This is a genomic window from Nocardia puris, from assembly GCF_003315035.1.
GTDB lineage: Bacteria > Actinomycetota > Actinomycetes > Mycobacteriales > Mycobacteriaceae > Nocardia > Nocardia puris.
This window is the reverse complement of record NZ_QNRE01000001.1, coordinates 438,086-459,096: the sequence shown is the minus strand read 5'-3', so window position 1 is coordinate 459,096 and position 21,011 is coordinate 438,086. Positions and strand designations below refer to the sequence as shown.

Below are 21,011 nucleotides of genomic sequence, written 5' to 3'. Positions count from 1 at the left end.
TCAGAAGCGCTATCCGGAGGGAGCGAGTTCAGGTGGGAGTCCTTTCCCGGGTCGACACGCCCGAAGACCTGCGCCGGCTGACCGTGGCCGAGGTGCGGGAGCTGGCGGAGGAGATCCGTGAGTTCCTGGTGACGAAGGTCGCCGCGACGGGCGGTCACCTCGGCCCCAACCTCGGTGTGGTGGAGCTGACCATCGCGCTGCACCGGGTGTTCGACTCGCCGGCCGACCCGCTCATCTTCGACACCGGCCACCAGGCCTACGTGCACAAGATCCTCACCGGTCGCAAGGACCAGTTCGACGGCCTGCGCAAGCGCGGCGGACTGTCCGGCTACCCGAGCCGCGCCGAGAGCGTCCACGACTGGGTCGAGTCCTCGCACGCCTCGGCCGCGCTGTCCTACGCCGACGGCCTGGCCAAGGCGTTCGCGCTCACCGGTCAGCGGGACCGGCACGTGGTCGCGGTGGTCGGCGACGGCGCGCTCACCGGCGGCATGTGCTGGGAGGCGCTGAACAATATCGCGGGCGCCCCCGACCGCTCCGTGGTGATCGTGGTCAACGACAACGGCCGCTCCTACGCGCCCACCATCGGCGGGCTCGCCGAGCGGCTCACCGCGCTGCGCACCCAGCCCGTCTACGAACACGCGCTGGACGCGGGCAAACGCCTGCTCAAGAGCATTCCCCGGGTCGGGGAGTCGGCGTATTCGATGGTGCACGCGGTCAAGGCGGGCATCAAGGACGCGGTGAGCCCGCAGGAGCTGTTCGGCGATCTCGGGCTCAAGTACGTGGGCCCGGTCGACGGGCACGACGCCGCCGCGATGGAATCGGCGCTGCGGCGGGCCAAGGACTTCGGCGGCCCGGTCGTGGTGCACGCGGTGACGCAGAAGGGCCGCGGGTACGCGCCCGCCGAGAACCACGTCGCGGACCAGATGCACGCCTGCGACCCGATCGACCCGCTCACCGGCGAACCCGTCGGCGGTCCCAAGGCGGTCGGCTGGACGTCGGTGTTCTCCCAGGAACTCATCGCGCACGCCGAGCGCCGCGACGACATCGTCGCCATCACCGCCGCCATGCCGGGTCCCACCGGGCTGGCCGCGTTCGGCGAGCGGTTCCCGGACCGCATGTTCGACGTCGGCATCGCCGAACAGCACGCGATGGCGTCGGCGGCCGGCCTGGCGCTCGGCGGGCTGCACCCGGTGGTCGCCATCTACTCGACCTTCCTCAACCGCGCGTTCGACCAGCTGCTCATGGACGTCGCGCTGCTGAAGCAGCCGGTCACGGTGGTGCTGGACCGCGCGGGCATCACGGGCACCGACGGCGCCAGCCACAACGGCATGTGGGATCTGTCGGTGCTGGGCATCATCCCCGGCATCCGGGTGGCGGCCCCGCGTGACGCGGCCACGCTGCGCGAGGAGCTCGCCGAGGCGCTGGCCATCAGCGACGGCCCCACCGCCGTGCGGTTCCCGAAGGGCAGCGTCGGCGACGACATCGCCGCCGTGGAGCGCCTGGACGGCGTGGACGTGCTGCGGCTGCCGGAGGGCGACGGCGGTTCGGCGCAGGCCCAGCGCGGCGACGTGCTGGTGGTGGCCGTGGGCTCGTTCGCCTCGTGCGCACTGCGCGTCGCCGAACTGCTCGAGCCCGAGGGCGTGAAGGTCGCCGTCCTCGACCCGCGCTGGGTGCTGCCGGTCTCCGACACCATCGTGAAGCTGGCCGAGAACTACCGCCTGGTGGTGACGCTGGAGGACGGCGGCCTGCACGGCGGCATCGGCTCCACCGTCTCGGCGCGGCTGCGCGCCGCCGGACTCGACGTGCCGACCCGCGATCTCGGTGTTCCGCAGGCGTTCCTGGACCACGCCTCGCGCGGCGAGGTGCACGAGGAGCTGGGGCTCACCCCGGCCGATGTCGCGCGCCGCATCCGCGGCTGGCTCGACGCCCGCTGATCCGGGGGTTCCCACCCGTTCGACCGAGGTGCGGTGCTGGCCGTAGGGAAGCATCGGCGGCTGGGGTGTCTGCGGGTGGTGCGCCGGGGCGACACCGTCTACCTGGTGTGGCTCCGGCCGCCCGAGGTGACCGTCGCACAACCCGGCGCGAAGGCGCGCACCGCATCCGACCGCTCACGAGTCAGGCCCGCATGGTGCTGCGGCAAGGGGTGTATCTGCCCCCGTTCGGGGAACTGGCCGACCCGCGCGCCATCGCCGAGCAGCGCGGCACCCTCGACGGTTTCGAGGTCACCCTCGCTGTGCCGCCGGAACGCGACGGCGAACGTGCCGCCTACGAACGGGCCGGCGCCACCTGGTGGCTGCGCCAGCTCCCCGAAATCTCTTCCCGCGAAGAAGCTTTCACGCTGGCGCGGCGCGGGCCCTCCTGCGAAGGGGCGACGCGGCGGCGCCTACTTCTCGGCGGTCAGCGCCGCCGCGAGCACGGGGACGGCGAGTTCGCGCTGCCACGGCCGCGCGCCGCCCGACTTCAGGAAATCCTCTATCGCCGAGGACAATTCGGCCGCGTCGGCGCGCTGGTAATCGGGCAGGCCGTCCCAGCACAGGCGGCGCACGAGGTCGGGGGAGAGCAGGTTCTCCACGGGAATGCTGTGGCGCGTGGACAATTCGCCCATGGCGGTGCGGGCGCGGGTGAGGCGGGCGGCGGCGGCCGGATCGCGGCGCTCCCAGCGGTTCACCGGCGGCGGCCCGTCGAAAGGCTGTGTGAGCGGCGGGAGTTCGCTGTCGGGCAGGGTGCGGGCGCGGTCCACGGCGCCCAGCCATTCCCGGGAGTAGCGGCGCTGGCGCGGCCCGCCGAACACCGGGAGGGCGCGCAGTTGCGCGATGGTGCGCGGGTCGGCGGAGGCGGCGGCGACGATCGCGCTGTCGGGCAGGATCCGGGCGGGCGCCACATCGCGGGAGCGGGCCAGCGCGTCGCGGGTGGTCCACAGCTCGCGCACCACCGCCAGCTGTCTGGTCTTGCGCAGCGTGTGGATGCCGGAGGTGCGCCGCCAGCGGTCCGCCTTCGGCGCGGGCGGCTCGTTGGTCCGCACGTGCTCGAATTCCTGTGCGGCCCAGTCGTTTTTGCCCTGCTCGTCCAGATCGGCGGCGACCGAGTCGCGCAGTTCCAGCAGCAGTTCCACGTCCAGCGCGGCGTAGTTGAGCCAGTCAGCGGGCAGCGGCCGGGTGGACCAATCCGCCGCGCCGTGCCCCTTGCGCAGCGCCCGGCCGAGTAGTCGCTCCACCATCGCGGCGAGCCCGACGCGCTCGTAGCCGGCCAACCGACCGCCCAGCTCGGTGTCGAACAGCCGCGCCGGGCGCAAGCCCAGCTCCGCCAGCCCCGGCAGGTCCTGGTCGGCCGAATGCAGCACCCACTCGAGTTCGTTGATCGCCTCGGCCAGCGGGGTGAGCGCGTCGGTCACCGGGATCGGGTCGATCAGGAAGGTGCCCGCGCCCGCGCGGCGCAGCTGGATCAGGTAGGCGCGCGCCGAGTAGCGGAAACCGGACGCGCGCTCGGCGTCGACGGCGAGCGGGCCGTGCCCCGCGGCGAGGGCGCGGGCGGCGGCCGCGACCTGCTCGGCGGTGTCGAGCACCGGTGGCACCCCGTCGGCGGGCGCGAGCAGTGGTTCCGCTGGGTTCTCTCCCGCGCTGCGCCCCTCGTCGGGCTGGTCTGCTTCCGGCATAGACCTGAACTTTACGTTGTGGTCAGGTACGTACGTTGCTGGTATGCGACTCCGGGTGCGCGGAAAGGCTCCCGGGAACGCCCGGCGCGACTCCGATACGTCCCCGGGTGAGCACCAAGATCGCCAGCCCCGCGCACGCCATCACCACCGTATCGACCCATTGCAGCCGAGGTTCGATGGCGGCGGCGACAAACCCGTAGCAGACGTTCGACACCGTGTGCGCGACCACGGCGACCATCGTGTTCGCGCCGGCGGCGTTGTAGAGCCACCCCAGGACGACGGACAGGCCGTCGTCGACACGATATACAGCGCGAAGTTCGAATCGCATCGGGCGACTTCCGGATTCCACTACAGCGGCAGATGCCACACCGACCAGGCGAGCCCGAGCACCAGGTTCGCCGCCCACGGCGCGAGCACGCGCTGGAGCCCGGGCAGCGCGTAGCCGCGCCGGACGACTGCGCGTCACGGGCCAGAAGCGCCGCCGGTATCCAGGCGGCCCAGGTGAGGGGGAACGCGGCGAGGAAGAACGGCACCGGTCGGCCGCGTGTCGGCGCGGTCGGCTGGGTCGGCATGGTGGCTCCCGGAGATCGGTGTGACAGGAGCGGCCGAAGTAACCAGCGGAGACGTCATCGGGCATCGCTACGCGGAGCGAGTCTCGGGTGAGCGGGTGACACCGGAGGGTTACGCGTCGTTGCTTGTGTAGGGGTCTGGGCGCAGATGTGTCACCCCGGCCGGGGGCAGCCCCGCCGAATAGGCGAGCACCTCGCAGAACGCCTCCACGTGCGGGCGCATCTCGGTGGTGAGCGCGGTCCAGGAGGCGCGCAGCTCGAGCTGGTGGGCGCGCGGCGGGCCCGCGATATCGCCGTAGCGGACCGAACTCGTCGCGGTGACGGTGCCGCCGAGCGCCGTGTACGGCTCGGCGCGCGACTCCAGCGAATCCACCAGCCAGCTCCACGCCACCTCGGGCAGCAGTGGGTCGTTGGCCAGCGAGGCATCGATATCGGCCTGCACGTAGGCGACCAGCCGGAACACGCCGTGCCACGCGTCGTCGCCGTCGGGATCGTGCAGCAGGATCAACCGCCCGAACGCGTCGCCCTCGGAATCGACCGGCACCACAGGGGTTTCGGGATGTTTGACTTCCGCGCCGATGGCGTAGGAGTACGGGGCGAGGCGCTGTGGGGGCCGGATGGGCGCGAGCTCGATCCGGGGATGCACTGTCGCGGTGCCCATCGCCTCGACCGCGGCGCGGAAGCGAGGTGGCTCGCCCGGGGGTCCTTCGGTCGGTGCGGCGCCGTCGCGGAAGTCGAGCGGTGTCACAAATGCGACGGTAGACCCTGGGCGCTCCCGGCGGGCGGAGGCGCGCCGCCGGAGATGCCCGCCGCCCGTGCCGGAGCGGTCGCGGGCCCGCCTACGATAGCGGTGATGAGCACCTACACCCGCCGCCGGTTGACCGACGCCCCGTTCCTGGCCGCCGCCACCGGCGCGACCCCGAGCAGGCGTCCCGTGTGGTTCATGCGCCAGGCCGGCCGCTCGCTGCCCGAGTACCGGGAACTGCGCGCGGGCATCGGCATGCTGGAGTCCTGCTTCGATCCGGAGCTGGTGTGCGAGATCACCATGCAGCCGATCCGCAGGCACGGCGTGGACGCGGCGATCCTGTTCTCCGACATCGTCGTTCCGCTCAAGGCGGCCGGTGTGGACCTCGACATCGTGCCCGGTGTGGGTCCCGTCGTGGCGTCGCCGGTGCGCACACTCGACGATGTGCGCAAGCTCCCGCGCCTGCGCCCCGAAGAGGTCGGCGCGGTCACCGAGGGCGTGCGGCTGCTCACCGACGCGCTCGGGCAGACCCCGCTGATCGGGTTCGCCGGCGCGCCCTTCACGCTCGCGTCCTACCTGGTGGAGGGCGGGCCCAGCAAGAACCACGAGCGCACCAAGGCGATGATGTACGCCGACCCCGCCACCTGGCACGAGTTGCTCGGCGTGCTCACCGACATCACGATCGTGTTCCTCCAGTCCCAGCTCGCGGCGGGCGTGGACGCGGTCCAGCTGTTCGACTCCTGGGCCGGCGCGCTCTCGCTGGCCGACTACCGCCGGTTCGTGCTGCCGCACTCCGAGCGGGTCTTCGCCGAGGTCGCCGACGCGGGTGTGCCGCGCATCCACTTCGGCGTCGGCACCGGCGAGTTGCTGGGCGCGATGGGGGAGGCGGGCGCCGACGTGGTCGGCGTCGACTGGCGCGTGCCGCTCACCGACGCCGTGCGCCGCGTGGGACCCGGAAAAGCGTTGCAGGGCAACCTCGATCCCGCCGTGCTCTTCGCCGGGTCCGCGGCGGTCGAGGCCGAAGCGCGGCGCATCGCCGCCGAGGCCGATGAGGCGATCGTGCTCGGTGCGAGCGGGCACATCTTCAACCTCGGGCACGGGGTGCTGCCCGATACCGATCCGGGTGTGCTGACCGCGCTGGTGGAACTCGTCCACGAACTCTGAGTGGAAGGGGGCTCGGGCGGGAGTCGGGGCCCAGGGTGCCGTCGGACTGCCAGATCGGGCGCGACGGTCGGGATCGGGGCGGTTGGATCCAGGCTGCGTCGGGGCTGACGAGGTCAGGCCGAGGCGTCGGGATCCGGGCGGCAGGCGGCTCGGCACCCGAACGCGCTGCGGATCGGGGTGTGTCCTCGCAGCGGCTTCTCTCGGGCTCGCGTCCGGTAGGCATGGCCGAACGGCGAGTATCCGGATTGCCGTGCGCTGCGTTCGTGCTCGTCGGCCGCGCCGCGCTCGTGGTCCGACTCACGCGCCGGTGATCTGCACGCGCTGCGTGGGGACGGCACCGGGGCGCACTGCGAAGGCTCGGCGTGATCCAGCGAACATCCGGTGGGTCGGGCGGTCGCCGTGCGCAACGGGCGGGCTACGGTCGGGGCATGAGGATCGCGATTGTCGGGGGCGGGATCAGTGGGCTGGTCGCGGCGTACCGGTTGCGGTCGCGGCTCGGGGCCGATGCGGATCTGGTGGTGCTCGAGCGGGGGGAGCGCGCGGGTGGCATCCTGCACACCGGTGAAGTCGGCGGGGAGACAATGGATCTCGGGGCCGAGGCGTTCGTCGGACGCAGGCCCGAGGTGCCCGCACTGCTGCGGGAACTCGGCATCGAGGATCAACTCGTCACCCCCGCGGGGCTGCGGCCCCTGATCTGGGCGGACGGGTCGGCGCATCCGCTGCCGCCGCGTACGCTGATGGGCATCCCCTCCGACGCCGAATCCCTGCGCGGCCTCGTCGACAGCGACACCCTGGAGCGGATCGCCACCGAATCGACCCGCCCGCTGGCCTGGTACCGCGACGCCGACCTCGACGTGCACAGCCTGGTGGCCGACCGTTTCGGCACGCAGGTCGTGGAGCGCAGCGTCGACCCGCTGCTCGGCGGCGTGTACGCGGGCAGTTCTCGCTCCATCGGTGTGCGCGCCGCCCTGCCCACCTTGGCCGCCGCCCTCGACGCGGGCGCGACCTGCCTCACCGCCGCCGTCGCGGCCGCCCTGCCGCCGCCGTCGGACGCCCCGGTGTTCGGCGGCCTGCGCGACGGGTACCGCGTACTGCTCGACGCCCTGCTGGACGCGTCGAAGGCGCGCGTGGTCACCGGCACGGCCGTCACGCGGCTGGCCAAGTCGACGCGCGGGTGGGTGGTGGACCCGATCGGCGCCGTCGACGGCGTGGTGCTCGCGACGCCCGCCCCCGCCACGGCACGGCTGCTGCGCCACCTGGCTCCCGCCGCCGCCACCGCCGCGGCGGGCATCGAACTGTCCTCCTCCGTGGTGGTCGCCCTGTCCCTGCCGCACGACACCCCGCTGCCGCAGCACTCCGGCATCCTCGTCGCCACCGGAGAGCCGTTGCGCGCCAAGGCATTCACCCTCTCCAGCCGCAAGTGGCCGCACCTGGCCGACCGCGACACCGCCCTCGTGCGCGCCTCCTTCGGCAAATTCGGCGACGACAAGCCACTGTCCTGGTCCGACGACGAGCTCGTCACGGCCGCCACCGAGGACCTGTCGACGGTCACCGGCATCGCTCTCACCCCGCTGGCCGCCACAGTCCGACGCTGGCCAGGCGCCCTGGCCCAGTACGCCCCAGGCCACCTCGACCGCATCGCCGAACTCGAAACCGCCACAGCCGATCTCGACGGCCTCGCGCTGGCCGGCGCCTACCTCCACGGCGTCGGCGTCCCCGCCTGCGTCGCCTCCGGAGACGCCGCCGCGGAGCGCGTGGCCGCCGCCTTGGCCTGAGCCGAACCACCGGGCACAACAAGTTACCGTGACGGACGGGCCACCTCTACCGAACTCGGTCGTCGAGGTCGATGCGGATGGTGAGCATGCGCCCGTCCGTGGCGAGTCGTCGCAGGGCGAGGCCGTCCAACCGGTAGAGCGGGCGTCCCCGACCGAGTTCCGCGTGCCGGGCGCGCGCGTCGTCGTCGGGCAGCAGGTGCGCGGTCCCCGTCCGCCAGCGCGCCCGCGCGCCGTCGCGGACGCGGCTGGGCCGCGCCTTGATCCGGACTCGCGGGTTCGCGCGGATGTTGTGCACATAGGCGTTGTCCGCCCGCCCGGCGATCAGCCAGAACGTGTTGCCTCGCAACCCATTCGCCACCGGAACCTGCCGCCGCTGCCCCGTCCGCCTGCCGACGGTCTCCACCAGCGCGAACGTCGGCGGCGCCACCCCCGCCCGCAGCGCCGCACTCATCAGCGGATGCATAACCCGGCGATTGAACGCCACCTCCCACGTCGACAGCCCCATCACCATCCCCTCCTCCGCGTCGCCGCCAGCGTACCGTGCACCGATGCCCCGACTGACCCACCGCCCGCTGCTCTACCTCGACGTGGACGGACCCCTCATCCCGTTCGGCGCGACGACCCGCGACCTGCCGGGTGGGTACCCGTCCTTCCCTCCGGAGCCACCCGCCTCGGCGAATCCCTTACTGGCCCGGCTGAATCCGGCCCTCGGCGCCCGGCTGATCGCCTTGGACTGCGAGCCGGTGTGGGCGACGACCTGGCGGGACGAGGCCAACGACGAGGTCGCACCGCGAATCGGCTTGCCGCGCTTGCCGTTCGTGGACTGGCCGGACCAGGACGACGACGAACTCCGGCACCGGAAGACCCGTCCCCTGGTCGACCACGCCGCGGGCCGACCCTTCGTCTGGCTCGACGACGAGATCACCGACGCCGACCGCGCCTGGGTGACCACCCACCACCCCGCCCCCGCCCTGCTCCACCGCGTGGACCCGCGCTACGGACTCACGGACGCCGACTTCGACGCGCTCACCACGTGGCTGCGCACGAGCGCGCGGTGAGGGCGGCCACCCCGGCCGTATCGCGGCGTACTCGACCGGCAGCATCCCGGCACCTGGCATGCGATTGCGCGCCGCGTAGCCGCGCACGCCGACGCCCATCCGCTGCGCGACCGCCTCACCGATCTCTGCGCTCAACCTCCCGACGCCACCCTCGACCTTTGGCACGAACAGGACGCCGGGGCAGCGCATTCCGGCTGCGGCTACTGGACGATCACCGGTACGCGACGGGTCCGACGAGCATCGCACGATCGAGGATTCCCGGGACGAACCGCACTCCGGTGAGCTTCGCGGCCGAGGCGAAAGCTCTCGGCAGGGCAGCGGAGTAGTCGGTGTCCCGATCACTGTCGTCCCAGTCGCCCTCGTCGTCCCGCATGTCCAGCGTCATGCCGAGCTCCCGCATGAACCCGTTGAGCCGGTCGGGCTCGGCGCCGTGTCGGCGGTGGGGACAGTCCAAGGGTGAGTAGCCCGTGACAATCGTGCCGTCGATCGCGAGCACGAGGCTGCCCTCGGCGTAGTCGTGCCGTGCATGGTGGCAGGCGTCACCGACAATCGGCGGCTGGACGCGGACCCGCCGGCCAACAGCCCCGATCGACCGGCCGACCGCGCCCCAGTGGCACGATGGGATTCATGGCGCGACTCGATTACCAAGCACTCAATTCCACGATCCGGTACCTGATGTTCTCGGTGTTCCAGGTGCAGCCGGGCGTGCTCGGCGACGACCGCGCGGCCGCCGTGAAGGAGGCCCGCGCGTTCTTCGACGGGCTGGCCGACCGCGACGTCGTGGTGCGCGGGATCTACGACGTCGCGGGAATGCGCGCCGACGCCGACTTCATGATCTGGACCCACGCCGAGCGCGTCGAGGATCTGCAGGCCGCCTACGCCGACTTCCGCCGCACCACCGAACTGGGCCGCGCCAGCGCCCCGGTGTGGAGCACTGTGGCGCTGCACCGGCCCGCCGAGTTCAACAAGAGCCACATCCCCGCGTTCCTGGCGGGGGAGGACGCGGGCAACTACATCTGCGTCTACCCGTTCGTGCGCTCCTACGAGTGGTACCTGCTGCCCGACGAGGAACGCCGCAAGATGCTGGCCGACCACGGCAAGGCCGCCCGCGGCTACCCCGACGTGCGCGCCAACACGGTCAGCTCGTTCGCGCTGGGCGATTACGAGTGGATCCTGGCCTTCGAGGCGCCCGAACTGCACCGCATCGTGGATCTGATGCGGGATCTGCGCGCCACCGAGGCACGGCTGCACGTGCGCGAGGAGATCCCGTTCTTCACCGGTCCACGGGTGGAGATCGACAAGCTCATCGCCGCGCTGCCCTGAGCCTCGAGGCGGCCTGATCACCGCCCCGACCTGCGCACACCCGCATGCCCCGGGTTTTCGGGGCATGCGTTGCGTATCGCGCAACCCTTACTCTTCGCTCAGCGTTCGGTCGGCTACTCGGCTGCGCTGTCCGAGGGGTGCAGCCGCAGTGCGACGGAGTTGATGCAATAACGCTTGTCGGTGGGCGTGGGATATCCCTCGCCCTCGAAGACGTGGCCGAGGTGGCTGTGGCAGTTCGCGCACAGCACCTCGACACGGTGCATACCCAGCGAATCGTCGGACCGCAGGATCACGGCGTCGGAGTCGGCCGGATCGAAGAACGACGGCCAGCCGCAGTGCGAGTCGAACTTCTCGGTGCTGCGGAACAACTCGGCGCCGCAGGCGCGACAGCTGTACACGCCTTCGGTCTTGGTGTCGGTGTACTCCCCGGTGAAGGGACGTTCGGTCGCGGCCTCGCGCAGCACCGCGTACTCGGCCGGATCCAGCTTGGCGCGCCATTGCTGCGGCGTGAGCTGGATCCGGGGCGCGGGTAGGGACGTGTCGGCGTCGGAACTCATTGCTCCACGCTAATACGTTTCTCCTCTTCGAGCTTCGTGCCATTCCTGACCTGCGCGGATTCGGGCTGGGTGACCGTGACAGGCGGCTGTTGCGGCCCGCGCGGATCGGGGGCGTCGCGCATCCACGCCGGATCGAGAACCGGCAGCCTGCCCTCGCGGCGCGCGGCCAGATACCGGTCGGCCAGCACGCAGAACACGACGATGATCAGCAGGCCCCAGCCGAATGTGATGCGAAGGTACTCGAGGTTGCGGCCGAGACTCTGCCAACGGTCCGACAACCACTTGTCGTAGGACAGGAACCCGAAGATCGCCAGCCAGGCCGGCCAGTTCCGCAGCACCGAATTGCGCAGCACCACCGACATCAGGAAGGGGAACAACAGCATCGAGTAGTACATCTGGCCCAGTCCGGCCAGCAGGAACTCCGCGAGCAGCAGCACGCCGGAGGACGTGGTGACGAAGAACAGTTCGTCCTCGCGGTAGTACCGGTACAGCAACCACAGCGAGATCGCGACCAGAGCGCACATGCCGAGGCGGATGCCCCACATCAGCGGATCGGGCAGACCGTAGTAGGCGGCGTTGCCCGGGACGGAGCTGTTGAAATAGTCCCTGGTCTCCAGCAGATACGGCAGGGTTCTGGCGAGGAAATCGCCGGCGTCCACATGCAGTGGCCACGCGATGACGTTCAGCGCGACCGGTACGCCGATCGCGGTGATGAACACCTTCCACTGTCCGCGCGCCGCCGCCACCAGCACCAGCGGCGCCAGCGTGGGTTTCACCGTGATGCTCAAACCCAGTATCGCCCCCGCCCAGAGGTCTCTGCGTCGTAGCAGCAGGTGCAGGAAGATCAGTTCCGCCAGCAGGATGCAGCCGTTGACATTGGTGAAGACCAGTGTGTTGATGACCGTCTCGGACATGAACATGGCCAGCAGCAGCGCGGGTGCGGCGACCGAGCGCACCGTGTAGTGGAACAGCTTCAACAGTAGGTACCAGGCCAGCAGGATGGCGACCGCGTTGAGCAGGATGAACAGCCACCGGGACTTCTCCGGATCGATCAGCGCGATCGGCGCGATCAGCAGTGTGCCGCCCGGTGGGTACAGGTAGTGCGGATCGACCGAGTCGAAGTTGGCGGTGTACACGGGCTGGCGGTTGAGGAAGGCCAGCGACGCGTTGTAGACCGGCTTGTAGTCATCGGTGACGAACCCGTTGACAGCCTTGATGAAGACCCGATTCAGCACCGTCATGACCGCGAGCGGCCAGAGTGCGAACTTGATCACCTCGGCGGTGGTGCGAGCAGTCCGGGGCTCGAGCTGTCGAAGTAACACTGGGGCACGGTACACCGGCCGGGCGGCGAATAGGTTGCCGGGATATGTCTCGGCGTGCCGGAGGCGACGATGCGCGACCGCTATCGGACCGGCCGGCCGGGCCGCGCCGAGATCATCGCCTGACCGGAAGCGGCTCGAGTGATCAGGCCGGGCAGGCGCTGCCGTCCTGGGGCAGCCGGGCCTCGGCCAGGTAGTCCTGCAGCAACCGCTGGGCGCATCCCGAATGGTTGACCACCGGATGGCCCCAGCCCTGCCAGCGCGCCGTGGCGTGCCGCGCGCCCGCGACACCCAGCGCACCCGTGACCGAGGAGGCGCCGTCCGCTCCCACGACCGGGTCGGCGACCCCGCCCAGCACCAGCACCGGGACCGCGATCCGCTGCGGCAGCGGTGCCGTCGCTGACACCGGCCACGCCGAGCAGTCCAGCAGCGCCAGCGCCGCCGAACGCCCGAACACCGGGAACTTCTCGCCCCAGTCGCGCATCAGCTCGGTCGCCTTGGCGGCGGTGGGCGGCTGCTGGGTGTCGGTGCAGCGGTTCACGAACTGGCCGTCGCTGGCGGTGGCCGCCGATTCGCGCAGGATCAGCGCGTCGAGCGCGGCGCGGTCGCCCCGTCCGGCCGCCGAGAGCGAGTCGGCCAGTTCGCCGACACGATCGGCCTGATCCGAGCGCGGGCTGCCCAGGAAGCCGGTGATCGCGGTGAGCAGGGCGTTGGCCGAGATATCGCCCAGCTCGCCCGCACCGGCCCGGCGCACCAGATCGGCCACCGCGCCGCGCGGATCGGGCCCGAGCGAACATCCGACGCCCACGCAGCGCTGCGCGAACGCGGTGAGCGCCGCCTCCGCGCCCTGCAGGCGCTGCTCCTCGGCGGTGACGGCGTCGGTGCCGACCGCCTCGGGGGAGTCGAGCACCAGCCGCGACACGTGGTCGCCGAATTTGCGCACGTAGTTCAGCGCCACGTGCGCGCCGTTGCCGGTGCCCAGCAGGTCGATGTGCTCGACCTCCCACTGCCTGCGCAGCTGTTCGATGTCGTCGGCGGCGTGGGAGGCGTCGAAAGTGTTCTCGTAGGGCTGCAGGAAGTCGCGGCAGGCGATGGTGGAGTCCCGGCTCAGCGCGGCCATCGCCTGCACCGGATCGCCCGCGCCCGGCCCGAACTGGGCGTTATCGGCCAGCGGATCGCGCAGTTCCGGCGGCAGGCAGTCGATCGGCTGCGACGTGCCGATTCCGCGCCGGTCCACCGCCACGACGGGGCGGTTCGCCAGCACGCCCACGCCCGCGGGGCCGACGGCGAGACCTGCCAGTGTGGCGGTCGAGGAGCGGTCCGAGCCCGAGGTGAGCACCAGCGGCGGCGCGTCGGCGGGCGTCTGCGCCAGCTTCGCCCGCATGGCGCCGTTGCGGAAGTTGCCGAGCACGGTGCCCGCCGAGTCGATCGGCGTGGAGTACTCGGCGCATTCGAGCACCAGCCCGGCGGGCGCGGGGCCGAGCCCGAGCAGGCGCAGCGTCGACTCGGTGCAGTCGCGCCAGCTCAGATCGGATTTCGGCGCGGTCGCGCGGGGCGGCGGGGGCGGTGTGGCGTCGGTGGTCTCGCCGCCTCCGCCCACGGCGGGATGCTCCACCGCCACACCGGGACGGTCGGAGGGGCCCGCGCCGCAGCCGGCGACCAGGATCGAGAGAGCCGCGGTGAGCACGGCGGCGCGAGTCCAACGCATGCGCTACAGCCTGCCAGGTTCGCGCGCGTGTTTCATCGACGGGCCCATCGGGTCAGTACCGTGCCGTCGGTGTCGAGCAGCACGTGCGCGCGGTGCAGCGGGCGGCGGAACTCGTGCGCCGACAGCGAGATTCGCCGGGCCGTGCCCCCGACGAGCAGCGGCGCGGTGGTCACGCACAACTCGTCGACCACGTCGGCTTCCAGCAGTTCGCCGAACAGATGCGGCCCGCCCTCGCACAGCACGCGCGGGAGACCGCGCTCGGCCAGCACCCCCAGCAACCCCTTCGGCGTCACCGCGACACCACCCGCCTCGATCACCTCGCCGCCCGCCTCGGCCAGTGCGCGTTTGCGATCGGCGGGCGCGGTGGCGGTGGTGAGGATCAGCGGCGGCACGGCGGCGTCGGTGAACAACCGGCACCCCGGGTCCAGCGCCGCGCTCGCCGTGACCACCGCGATCGGCGGCGGCGTGCCGTCGGGGTGCCCGCCGAACCCGCGCTCGTGCAGCGCGCGGCGCCGGGCGGCGTCGGTGCGGGCGCCGCCGTAGTTCTCGGCGCGCACCGTACCCGCGCCGACCAGCACCACATCGGCCAGATCGCGCAGGAGCATGAACACCGTCTTGTCGGCCGGGGTGCCCAGGCCCGCGGTGACGTCCTCGCTGGTCGCGGCTCCGTCGATGCTGGTGACGAAATTCGCTCGCACCCAGGGCGCGTCGGGCTCGGCCGGGTACGCGTACAACTCGGCCAGCTCCTCGGAGCTCAGGTCTGTGAGCTGGATCGCATTGGGGATACGCTGCATGAAATCAGATCACACCACGTCATTAGGCTTCGCACATGCAAGAACGCCTTGTCGATCGCCATCCGGAGGTTCCGGCGGACCAGCTCGTCGCCCAGATGGTGCCCCCGCCCATGTTCGACGAGGTGAGTTTCGGGTCCTACATCCCCGATCCCGCCGAGCCCAGCCAGGCCGCCGCGGTGAGCAAGGCCGAGGCGTTCTCCGGCCAGGTCGCCAAGATCCACAAGGCGTCGGCCAAGAAGGGCCTGTTCGGTAAGAAGAAGCAGGTCAGCGGCGCGGGCCTGTATCTGGACGGCGGGTTCGGCGTCGGCAAGACCCACCTGCTGGCCTCCATCTTCCACAGCGCGCCCGCCCCGAAATCGTTCGGCACCTTCGGCGAATTGACCAACCTGGTCGGTGCGCTCGGCTTCAATAACGCGGTCGAGCGCCTGTCCGCCAACAGCGTGTTGTGCATCGACGAATTCGAACTCGACGATCCGGGCGACACGATGCTCGTGTCGCGGCTGCTGACCGAACTGTCGGCGCGCGGCGTGTCGATCGCCGCCACCTCCAATACGCTGCCCGGCCAGCTCGGGGAGGGCCGTTTCGCCGCGCAGGACTTCATGCGCGAGATCAAGAAGCTGGGCGCGATCTTCGAGGCGGTCCGCGTGGACGGCCCCGACTACCGCCACCGCGACCTGCCGCCCGCCCCGGAGCCCACCTCGCCCGAGGCGCTGGCCGAAAAGGCCGCCGCCACACCCGGTTCCACGCTGGACGATTTCGACACGCTGCTGAAGCACCTGAGCACGCTGCACCCGTCGAAGTACGGCGCGCTGATCGCGGGCTTGTCGGCGGTGTTCATCGCGGGCGTGCACCCGGTGACCGATCAGGCCGTCGCGCTGCGCATCGTGGTGCTGGCCGACCGCCTCTACGACGCGAGCGTGCCCGTCACGGTGTCGGGCGCCAAGCTCGACGAGATCTTCTCGCAGGAGATGCTCGACGGCGGCTACCGCAAGAAGTACCTGCGCGCGATCTCCCGGCTGCTGGCGCTCTCCCGGTTCGAGGCCGCCACCGCCTGATTCGTTTCCCGCCGGACCACGGCATGTCGCGCGGTGGTTGCCTCCCGGTTGCTCCGGATTCGGCGCGGCCCGGCAGAATCCAGGCGGAATCGGCTGCCTGTCGACGGGGCCGCTCGACAGGCAGTAGTCGAAAGGCCCTTGGACCGAACCCGTGCCGCCCAGGCGGCCCCGACCGAAGGATGCCCGTGCTCCGTTCCCGTGCTCTGCGCGCACCGCTCGTCGCGCTGTGCGGTCTGACCGTCGCGTTCGGTCCCGCGCTCACCGTCGCGACCGCCGCACCGCCCGCCGCCGTCGCCGCCGACCGGTCGCTGGGACTGACCGGTGTGCAGAACGCGCGCGACGCCGGCGGCTACCGCACCGTCGACGGCCGGTGGGTGCGCACGGGTCTGGTGTTCCGCACGGGCCAGCTGGACAAGGCGACCGACGCCGACCTCGGTGTGCTCGCCGCGCGCGACGTGCGGGTGGTCGACGATCTGCGCACCGTCTTCGAACGGGCCATCGCCCCGGACCGTATTCCGGCGGGCGCGCAAGACAATTGGGACGACGTGATCGGCCAGGCGCCGCCGCAGGTGCTGGTCACCACCCTCACCGGCGGGGACGATCTGTACCGGGCGTTCGTCACGCTGCCCGGCGCGAACGCCGCCTTCGCCTCGGTGCTGCGCGACATCCTCACCACCGACGGCGCCGTGCTCTACCACTGCACCGCGGGCAAGGACCGCACCGGCTGGGCGTCGGCGGTGCTGCTCACCGTGCTCGGTGTGGACCGCGCGACGGTGACCGAGGACTACCTGCTGTCGAACGTGTATCGCAGTGCGACGCCGGAGGATTCGCTCAACGGAGTGCGTCAGGAGTGGCTGGACGCCGCGTTCGACGAAGTGGAGCGCGTCTACGGCGATTTCGACGCTTACGTGCGTGACGGACTGGGTCTCACCGATGCGGAAGTGAGCGCGCTGCGCGCGAAGATGCTCGCCTGACCCGCCCGCGCGGCTACCATCCCGGCATGGCGACATTCGAGACATGGGACGGTCTGACACTCCATTACCGTGAGTGGGAGGGCGATGGCCGCACCGTGGTGCTGCAGCACGGTTTCGTCGCCGACACCAACGCCAACTGGATGGCGATGGGCGTGGTGAACGCGCTGCGCGAGACCGGCTGCCGGATCGTCTCGCTCGACGCGCGCGGCCACGGCCGTTCCGAGAAGCCCCATGACGCGCAACGGTATTCGTGGTCGGCGATGGCCGAGGACGTGCGCGCCCTCTACGACGAACTCGACCTCGCCGACGTCACCCAGGTGGGCTACTCGATGGGCGGGATCATCTCGCTGCTGGTGGCCGCCGAGGACAAGCGGGTGGGGCGGCTGGCGGTCGGCGGCATCGGATCCGGCGTGATCGACTGCGGCGGCGTCGACCGGCGCGTGGTCCAGCTCGACGAACTGCGCGTCGCGATGACCGGCGACGGCACGGACGCACCGCCCGCGGCCCGCGCGTTCCGCCTGCTGGCCGACGCCGTGCGCGCCGACCTCGACGCCATCGACGCCGTGGTCACCGGCCTGGACGCCGCCCCCATCAGCACCCTGGACGACGTCACCGTGCCCACGCTGGTCCTGGCCGGCGTGGACGACCCGCTGGCCGCCGAACCCGACCGCCTGGCCGCCGCCCTGCCCGACGGACGCCTCGTGACCGTGGCGGGCGATCACATGACCGCCGTCTCCAACCCCGAATTCGGCGCCGCCCTGGCCGATTTCGCGCGCTAGAACACCAGCCGCATCACGAAATCGTGGTGGATCCGGTTGCCCACCGTGAACGTGCGCGTGCCGACGGTCTCGAACCCGTGCTTGGCGTAGAACCGCTGCGCGCGCTTGTTCTCCTGGTTCACCCCGAGCCACATCCCCGCGTAGTTCCCAGCCTTCGCCTGCTCCAGCGCGGCCTTCATCAGCGCCGTCGACACCCCCGTCCCGTGATGCCCCGGCAGTACATACATCTTGCTGACCTCGAGCACCGGCCGCAGATCCACCGCCCGCGCCACCTCGGGCTCGGGCGATTCCCCCTCCTGCAGCATCGCGTACCCCACGATCTCCCCACCCGCGACCGCCTTCAAGACCGTCCGCGTCGGATCGCTCAAATACTCCCCGAACCGCTCCCCGGACAGCACCTCGGTGATGAAGACCTCGATATCGTCGGCCGTCGCATCCGGCGGGCAGGCCAACGGAAACGTCGCGGCCGCCACATCACTGAGGGCCTCGGCATCCCACAACCCCGCCCGGTCGACGATGACTGGCAAGTTGCTCATGTGTCCATAAGAGCACACGACCGGCGGTGAAAGCGCCCCGCGACCGGGTTCGGAAGACGAGCGCCACAAGTTCGGTCACCGGCACATCGCCGCGGGATCGGCGCCTGCGACGTCGGCGATGCGGTGGGTTCGGCGCATCCGGTCACGGCGGGCGAGTCACAGCTGGTGTCACGCGGACATGGGCGCACCCCTGACGGCAAGGTGGGGCCGAATTGACGGCGGGTGCCCGGTGAGGTGGCCGAGGATTGCAAATGTGATCCCTCGGTAACACGTTCGTGCGAGTATGACCGCCGATGTCGGCTGTTCGAGGGAGTGCGCGGTGACCGAGTTTCTGGACACGATAAACGGCTACATCTGGAGCGACGCCCTGGTCTATCTGTGTTTGGCCGCGGGCGTCTATTTCTCGATCCGGTCGAGATTCCTCCAGGTGCGCCAAGTACCCGAGATGGTGCGGTTGATGATTCGGGGGGAGAAGTCCCCGTCGGGTGTGTCGTCGTTCCAGGCGTTGACGATGTCGCTGTCGGGACGGGTGGGCACCGGCAATATCGCCGGTGTGGCGACGGCGATCGCGTTCGGCGGGCCGGGGGCGATGTTCTGGATGTGGGCCGTGGCGTTTCTCGGTGCCTCGACGTCGTTCGTGGAGTGCACGCTGGGGCAGATCTACAAGACGCGTGATCGGTTGACCGGTGAGTATCGGGGTGGGCCCGCCTACTACTTGAGCCGGGCGATGGCGCACACGAAGGCCGCCCCACTGTTCAAGGTCTACGGGATCGTGTTCGCCGCGGTCACCGTGCTGGCGTGCGGCGTGCTGTTGCCCAGCGTGCAGTCGAATTCGATGGCCTCGGCGATGAACAACGCGTGGGGTGTGTCCGAGTGGACCGTGGCGGTGGGCACGGTGATCGTGCTGGCTTTCGTGATCATCGGTGGCGTGAAGCGGATCGCGGCGTTCGCCTCGGTCGTCGTGCCGGTCATGGCGGTCTTCTACATCGCGGGCGCACTGGTGATCGTCCTGGCGAACGCGTCGGAGCTGCCCTCGATCATCGGCACCGTGCTGTCGAGCGCCTTCGGCGCGGACGCGGCGTTCGGCGCGATCATCGGTGCGGCAGTCATGTGGGGTGTCAAACGCGGCGTCTACTCCAACGAGGCAGGGCAGGGCACCGGGCCGCACGCGGCGGCGGCCGCCGAGGTCTCCCACCCGGTCAAGCAGGGCTTCGTGCAGGCGTTCGCGGTCTACATCGACACCCTGTTCATCTGTTCGGCGACCGGGTTCCTGATCCTGTCCACCGGCGCGTACCGGGTGTACGAGGGTGAGTCGGCGTCGGGAGCGGTGATCGCCGAGGGTGGTGCGCTGCCCTCGGACGCGGTGGTCGGGCCGACGTTCGTCCAGGTCGGTTTCGACACGTTGTGGAGCGGTGCGGGGTCGACGTTCATCGCGGTGTCGCTGGCGTTCTTCTGCCTGACCACGATCATCGCCTACTACTACATGGCCGAGACCAACCTGCGGTTCCTCGTCGGCAAGTACGGGCCCGCTCCGGTCCCGCTCATCCGGGGCACGATCGGGTCGAACACCACGATCCTGCTGCAGACGTTGATCCTGGTCTCGGTCGTGGTCGGTGCGGTCTCGACCGCGTCGGAAGCGTGGACGCTCGGTGACATCGGGGTCGGATTGATGGCCTGGCTCAACATCATCGGCATCCTCATCCTTCAGCAGCCCGCCTACAAGGCGCTGCGCGATTACGAGCGCCAGAAGAAGTCCGGGCTCGATCCGGTCTTCGATCCGAAGGCGTTGAACATCGTCGGCGCGACGTTCTGGGAGAGCTACGAGCCCTCCAGCAGAAAGGACCGGGAGCCCTCCCGGAACTAGGACCGAACCAGCCGGTGCAGGTGGGGTCAGGTCCCGGCGCGCGAATCCGAGCACCCCGCCGGCCACCAGTCCGGCCGTGACCCCGGTCCGCGTGGTGAGACCGACCCGGTGCGGGGCCCGGCCGGGTACGCCCGCCAGGTGCGCGAACGGTGAGATGTTCGCGCACCTGGCAGGGTGCGGTTCTGCCGCGCACGATCACGCCGACGAGCAATCGCTCGCGACCGGGATCGCACCGACGGGAGCCACGGCGCAGGGCACCCGGCCGAATGCGAGGACGGCGGCGCCGAGCGCTGGCCAGGCCACCGGGCGGCCTCGAGCGCACCGCCCAGGGCGTCCGCGAAACACAGCGGCGCCCCGCCGATCACCACACCAACCCGCATCGCGAACCCGACACCGGCCGCCACGACGACGCCCACGGTGGTGACCTGGACCTCGATCGCGAGGATGCGCGTTCGTGACAGTAGCAGCGCGAACAGCGGAGTCCACCGGCGCTCGGTCTCCTCGGCGGCGAGCGCGGCGGTCCTCCCCACGTCGTAGAGCCCACTCGCCTCCGCCAGCAGCCGGAACATCACCGAGGCCAGCCCGGTCGCCGACTCCATTCCGGTGATCTCCGCGAGGTCGGCGAAGGGGGATTCTCAGCCACGCCGGAGCGGGCACGCCCTCGGCGGTCACCTTCGACAGCAGACCGCCCACCACCAGCGCCGCGGTCGCCGTAGCCGCCGCCGACCGCGTCGGCAACAGTGGCGCGCCGAGCAGCCCCACCGCTGCGACTACCGCTGCGACACCGAATATCCCGGTCTCGTGCACGACCGCGCTTGTCACGGCGGTGCCGGTGACGACCAGAACGACCATCGCACCCAGCAGCCCGGCCACCAGCAGGAGCGCACGAAGCAGGCCCCGCACCGAATCCACCGCGCGAACCCGGCCGCGAGCAGCAGCTCCGATCGCCCCGCGTCCGCCACGCCACGACTGACGCGCGTCGCGGCCGGCGACACCCACACCGCAGCCAGGACCAGCACCGGAGTCCCGGTGCGCCACACCGTGAAACCACCCGGATCACCCAACGCCGGCGGCTTGCCGAACACGGTGCGTATCGCCGGATTCTCCGCCAGTGCGCGGATCGCGTCGTTGTCGACGGC

Annotated in this window: 20 protein-coding genes; 9 read left to right on the top strand and 11 right to left on the bottom strand. The window is 70.9% G+C overall.

Features of this window, described 5'->3' with window-relative positions:
* Positions 1–32 precede the first annotated feature (32 nt).
* The gene (gene dxs, locus DFR74_RS02095; RefSeq protein WP_067504385.1) at positions 33–1,934 is read left to right on the top strand and encodes a 1-deoxy-D-xylulose-5-phosphate synthase; all 1,902 of its coding nucleotides are present in this window, start codon (positions 33–35) and stop codon (positions 1,932–1,934) included.
* Between the two features lie 449 nt (positions 1,935–2,383).
* On the opposite strand, the gene DFR74_RS02090 is transcribed toward dxs, so the two are convergent.
* The 3 genes from DFR74_RS02090 to DFR74_RS02080 all read right to left on the bottom strand — a co-directional run bounded on the left by DFR74_RS02090 (position 2,384) and on the right by DFR74_RS02080 (position 4,969).
* On the bottom strand, positions 2,384–3,652 hold the full coding sequence (locus DFR74_RS02090; protein ID WP_067504382.1) for a ribonuclease D: 1,269 nt from the start codon (positions 3,650–3,652) through the stop codon (positions 2,384–2,386).
* A gap of 22 nt (positions 3,653–3,674) precedes the next feature.
* Positions 3,675–3,980, bottom strand: coding sequence for a hypothetical protein (locus DFR74_RS02085; RefSeq protein ID WP_067504379.1), 306 nt, complete (start codon positions 3,978–3,980; stop codon positions 3,675–3,677).
* Between the two features lie 353 nt (positions 3,981–4,333).
* On the bottom strand, positions 4,334–4,969 hold the full coding sequence (locus DFR74_RS02080; RefSeq protein ID WP_084537361.1) for a DUF3000 domain-containing protein: 636 nt from the start codon (positions 4,967–4,969) through the stop codon (positions 4,334–4,336).
* Between the two features lie 105 nt (positions 4,970–5,074).
* On the opposite strand from DFR74_RS02080, the gene hemE reads away from it, so the two are divergent.
* Both hemE and DFR74_RS02070 read left to right on the top strand, forming a co-directional pair.
* Entirely contained in the window at positions 5,075–6,130 is a 1,056-nt protein-coding gene (gene hemE, locus DFR74_RS02075; protein WP_113974915.1) for a uroporphyrinogen decarboxylase, read from the top strand.
* A gap of 428 nt (positions 6,131–6,558) precedes the next feature.
* Positions 6,559–7,905: a protoporphyrinogen oxidase gene (locus DFR74_RS02070; RefSeq protein WP_067504373.1), complete on the top strand. Its 1,347-nt coding sequence runs from the start codon at positions 6,559–6,561 to the stop codon at positions 7,903–7,905.
* A gap of 46 nt (positions 7,906–7,951) precedes the next feature.
* Here the strand turns inward: DFR74_RS02070 and DFR74_RS02065 are convergent, their stop codons facing one another.
* On the bottom strand, positions 7,952–8,410 hold the full coding sequence (locus tag DFR74_RS02065; protein ID WP_084537372.1) for a nitroreductase/quinone reductase family protein: 459 nt from the start codon (positions 8,408–8,410) through the stop codon (positions 7,952–7,954).
* 43 nt (positions 8,411–8,453) lie between these two features.
* Between DFR74_RS02065 and DFR74_RS02060 the strand changes: the two genes are divergently transcribed.
* Positions 8,454–8,963, top strand: coding sequence for an HAD domain-containing protein (locus DFR74_RS02060; protein ID WP_067504367.1), 510 nt, complete (start codon positions 8,454–8,456; stop codon positions 8,961–8,963).
* Positions 8,964–9,174: 211 nt separating this feature from the next.
* Here the strand turns inward: DFR74_RS02060 and DFR74_RS02055 are convergent, their stop codons facing one another.
* Positions 9,175–9,513 carry a DUF6461 domain-containing protein gene (locus tag DFR74_RS02055; RefSeq protein ID WP_267898894.1) on the bottom strand — a complete coding sequence of 113 codons (339 nt, stop codon included), beginning with the start codon at positions 9,511–9,513 and terminating at the stop codon, positions 9,175–9,177.
* Between the two features lie 77 nt (positions 9,514–9,590).
* Between DFR74_RS02055 and hemQ the strand changes: the two genes are divergently transcribed.
* Positions 9,591–10,286: a hydrogen peroxide-dependent heme synthase gene (gene hemQ, locus DFR74_RS02050; protein ID WP_067504556.1), complete on the top strand. Its 696-nt coding sequence runs from the start codon at positions 9,591–9,593 to the stop codon at positions 10,284–10,286.
* Between the two features lie 113 nt (positions 10,287–10,399).
* Here the strand turns inward: hemQ and msrB are convergent, their stop codons facing one another.
* From msrB to DFR74_RS02030, 4 genes are all read right to left on the bottom strand, one after another.
* The gene (gene msrB, locus DFR74_RS02045; protein WP_067504361.1) at positions 10,400–10,843 is read right to left on the bottom strand and encodes a peptide-methionine (R)-S-oxide reductase MsrB; all 444 of its coding nucleotides are present in this window, start codon (positions 10,841–10,843) and stop codon (positions 10,400–10,402) included.
* Positions 10,840–12,180 (bottom strand): glycosyltransferase family 87 protein, encoded by a 1,341-nt coding sequence (locus tag DFR74_RS02040; RefSeq protein WP_067504357.1) that lies wholly within the window; start codon positions 12,178–12,180, stop codon positions 10,840–10,842. Before DFR74_RS02040 ends, msrB begins: the two co-directional genes overlap by 4 nt.
* A 127-nt stretch (positions 12,181–12,307) precedes the next feature.
* Positions 12,308–13,870 (bottom strand): alpha/beta hydrolase, encoded by a 1,563-nt coding sequence (locus DFR74_RS02035; protein ID WP_067504353.1) that lies wholly within the window; start codon positions 13,868–13,870, stop codon positions 12,308–12,310.
* 32 nt (positions 13,871–13,902) lie between these two features.
* Positions 13,903–14,664, bottom strand: coding sequence for a pyrimidine reductase family protein (locus tag DFR74_RS02030; protein ID WP_113974914.1), 762 nt, complete (start codon positions 14,662–14,664; stop codon positions 13,903–13,905).
* 35 nt (positions 14,665–14,699) lie between these two features.
* Here DFR74_RS02030 and zapE point away from each other — a divergent pair, with 35 nt between their 5' ends.
* The 3 genes from zapE (at position 14,700) to DFR74_RS02015 (ending at position 17,472) form a co-directional block, all read left to right on the top strand.
* Positions 14,700–15,719, top strand: a complete 1,020-nt coding sequence (zapE, locus tag DFR74_RS02025; protein WP_067504303.1) for a cell division protein ZapE — start codon at positions 14,700–14,702, stop codon at positions 15,717–15,719.
* A 185-nt stretch (positions 15,720–15,904) separates the two neighbouring features.
* Positions 15,905–16,693 carry a tyrosine-protein phosphatase gene (locus DFR74_RS02020; protein ID WP_232331644.1) on the top strand — a complete coding sequence of 263 codons (789 nt, stop codon included), beginning with the start codon at positions 15,905–15,907 and terminating at the stop codon, positions 16,691–16,693.
* 26 nt (positions 16,694–16,719) lie between these two features.
* Complete coding sequence (locus DFR74_RS02015; RefSeq protein WP_067504297.1) at positions 16,720–17,472, top strand: alpha/beta fold hydrolase; 753 nt, start codon at positions 16,720–16,722, stop codon at positions 17,470–17,472.
* On the opposite strand, the gene DFR74_RS02010 is transcribed toward DFR74_RS02015, so the two are convergent.
* Positions 17,469–17,999: a GNAT family N-acetyltransferase gene (locus tag DFR74_RS02010; RefSeq protein ID WP_067504343.1), complete on the bottom strand. Its 531-nt coding sequence runs from the start codon at positions 17,997–17,999 to the stop codon at positions 17,469–17,471. The genes DFR74_RS02015 and DFR74_RS02010 overlap by 4 nt on opposite strands.
* Positions 18,000–18,327: 328 nt before the next feature.
* Between DFR74_RS02010 and DFR74_RS02005 the strand changes: the two genes are divergently transcribed.
* Positions 18,328–19,872: an alanine/glycine:cation symporter family protein gene (locus tag DFR74_RS02005; RefSeq protein ID WP_067504340.1), complete on the top strand. Its 1,545-nt coding sequence runs from the start codon at positions 18,328–18,330 to the stop codon at positions 19,870–19,872.
* A 26-nt stretch (positions 19,873–19,898) separates the two neighbouring features.
* Here DFR74_RS02005 and DFR74_RS02000 read toward each other — a convergent pair whose 3' ends face one another.
* Positions 19,899–20,471: a hypothetical protein gene (locus tag DFR74_RS02000; RefSeq protein WP_067504294.1), complete on the bottom strand. Its 573-nt coding sequence runs from the start codon at positions 20,469–20,471 to the stop codon at positions 19,899–19,901.
* Positions 20,472–21,011 lie beyond the last annotated feature (540 nt).

Excerpts from the sequence above, each read along its gene's own strand:
- DFR74_RS02070 (WP_067504373.1), top strand. The coding sequence starts at position 6,559 with ATGAGGATCGCGATTGTCGGGGGCGGGATCAGTGGGCTGGTCGCGGCG.
- DFR74_RS02065 (WP_084537372.1), bottom strand. The coding sequence starts at position 8,410 with ATGGGGCTGTCGACGTGGGAGGTGGCGTTCAATCGCCGGGTTATGCAT.
- hemQ (WP_067504556.1), top strand. The coding sequence starts at position 9,591 with ATGGCGCGACTCGATTACCAAGCACTCAATTCCACGATCCGGTACCTG.
- DFR74_RS02015 (WP_067504297.1), top strand. The coding sequence starts at position 16,720 with ATGGCGACATTCGAGACATGGGACGGTCTGACACTCCATTACCGTGAG.
- DFR74_RS02000 (WP_067504294.1), bottom strand. The coding sequence starts at position 20,471 with ATGGAGTCGGCGACCGGGCTGGCCTCGGTGATGTTCCGGCTGCTGGCG.
- DFR74_RS02060 (WP_067504367.1), top strand. The coding sequence starts at position 8,454 with ATGCCCCGACTGACCCACCGCCCGCTGCTCTACCTCGACGTGGACGGA.
- zapE (WP_067504303.1), top strand. The coding sequence starts at position 14,700 with ATGCAAGAACGCCTTGTCGATCGCCATCCGGAGGTTCCGGCGGACCAG.
- DFR74_RS02085 (WP_067504379.1), bottom strand. The coding sequence starts at position 3,980 with ATGCGATTCGAACTTCGCGCTGTATATCGTGTCGACGACGGCCTGTCC.
- msrB (WP_067504361.1), bottom strand. The coding sequence starts at position 10,843 with ATGAGTTCCGACGCCGACACGTCCCTACCCGCGCCCCGGATCCAGCTC.
- DFR74_RS02030 (WP_113974914.1), bottom strand. The coding sequence starts at position 14,664 with ATGCAGCGTATCCCCAATGCGATCCAGCTCACAGACCTGAGCTCCGAG.
- hemE (WP_113974915.1), top strand. The coding sequence starts at position 5,075 with ATGAGCACCTACACCCGCCGCCGGTTGACCGACGCCCCGTTCCTGGCC.
- DFR74_RS02090 (WP_067504382.1), bottom strand. The coding sequence starts at position 3,652 with ATGCCGGAAGCAGACCAGCCCGACGAGGGGCGCAGCGCGGGAGAGAAC.
- DFR74_RS02035 (WP_067504353.1), bottom strand. The coding sequence starts at position 13,870 with ATGCGTTGGACTCGCGCCGCCGTGCTCACCGCGGCTCTCTCGATCCTG.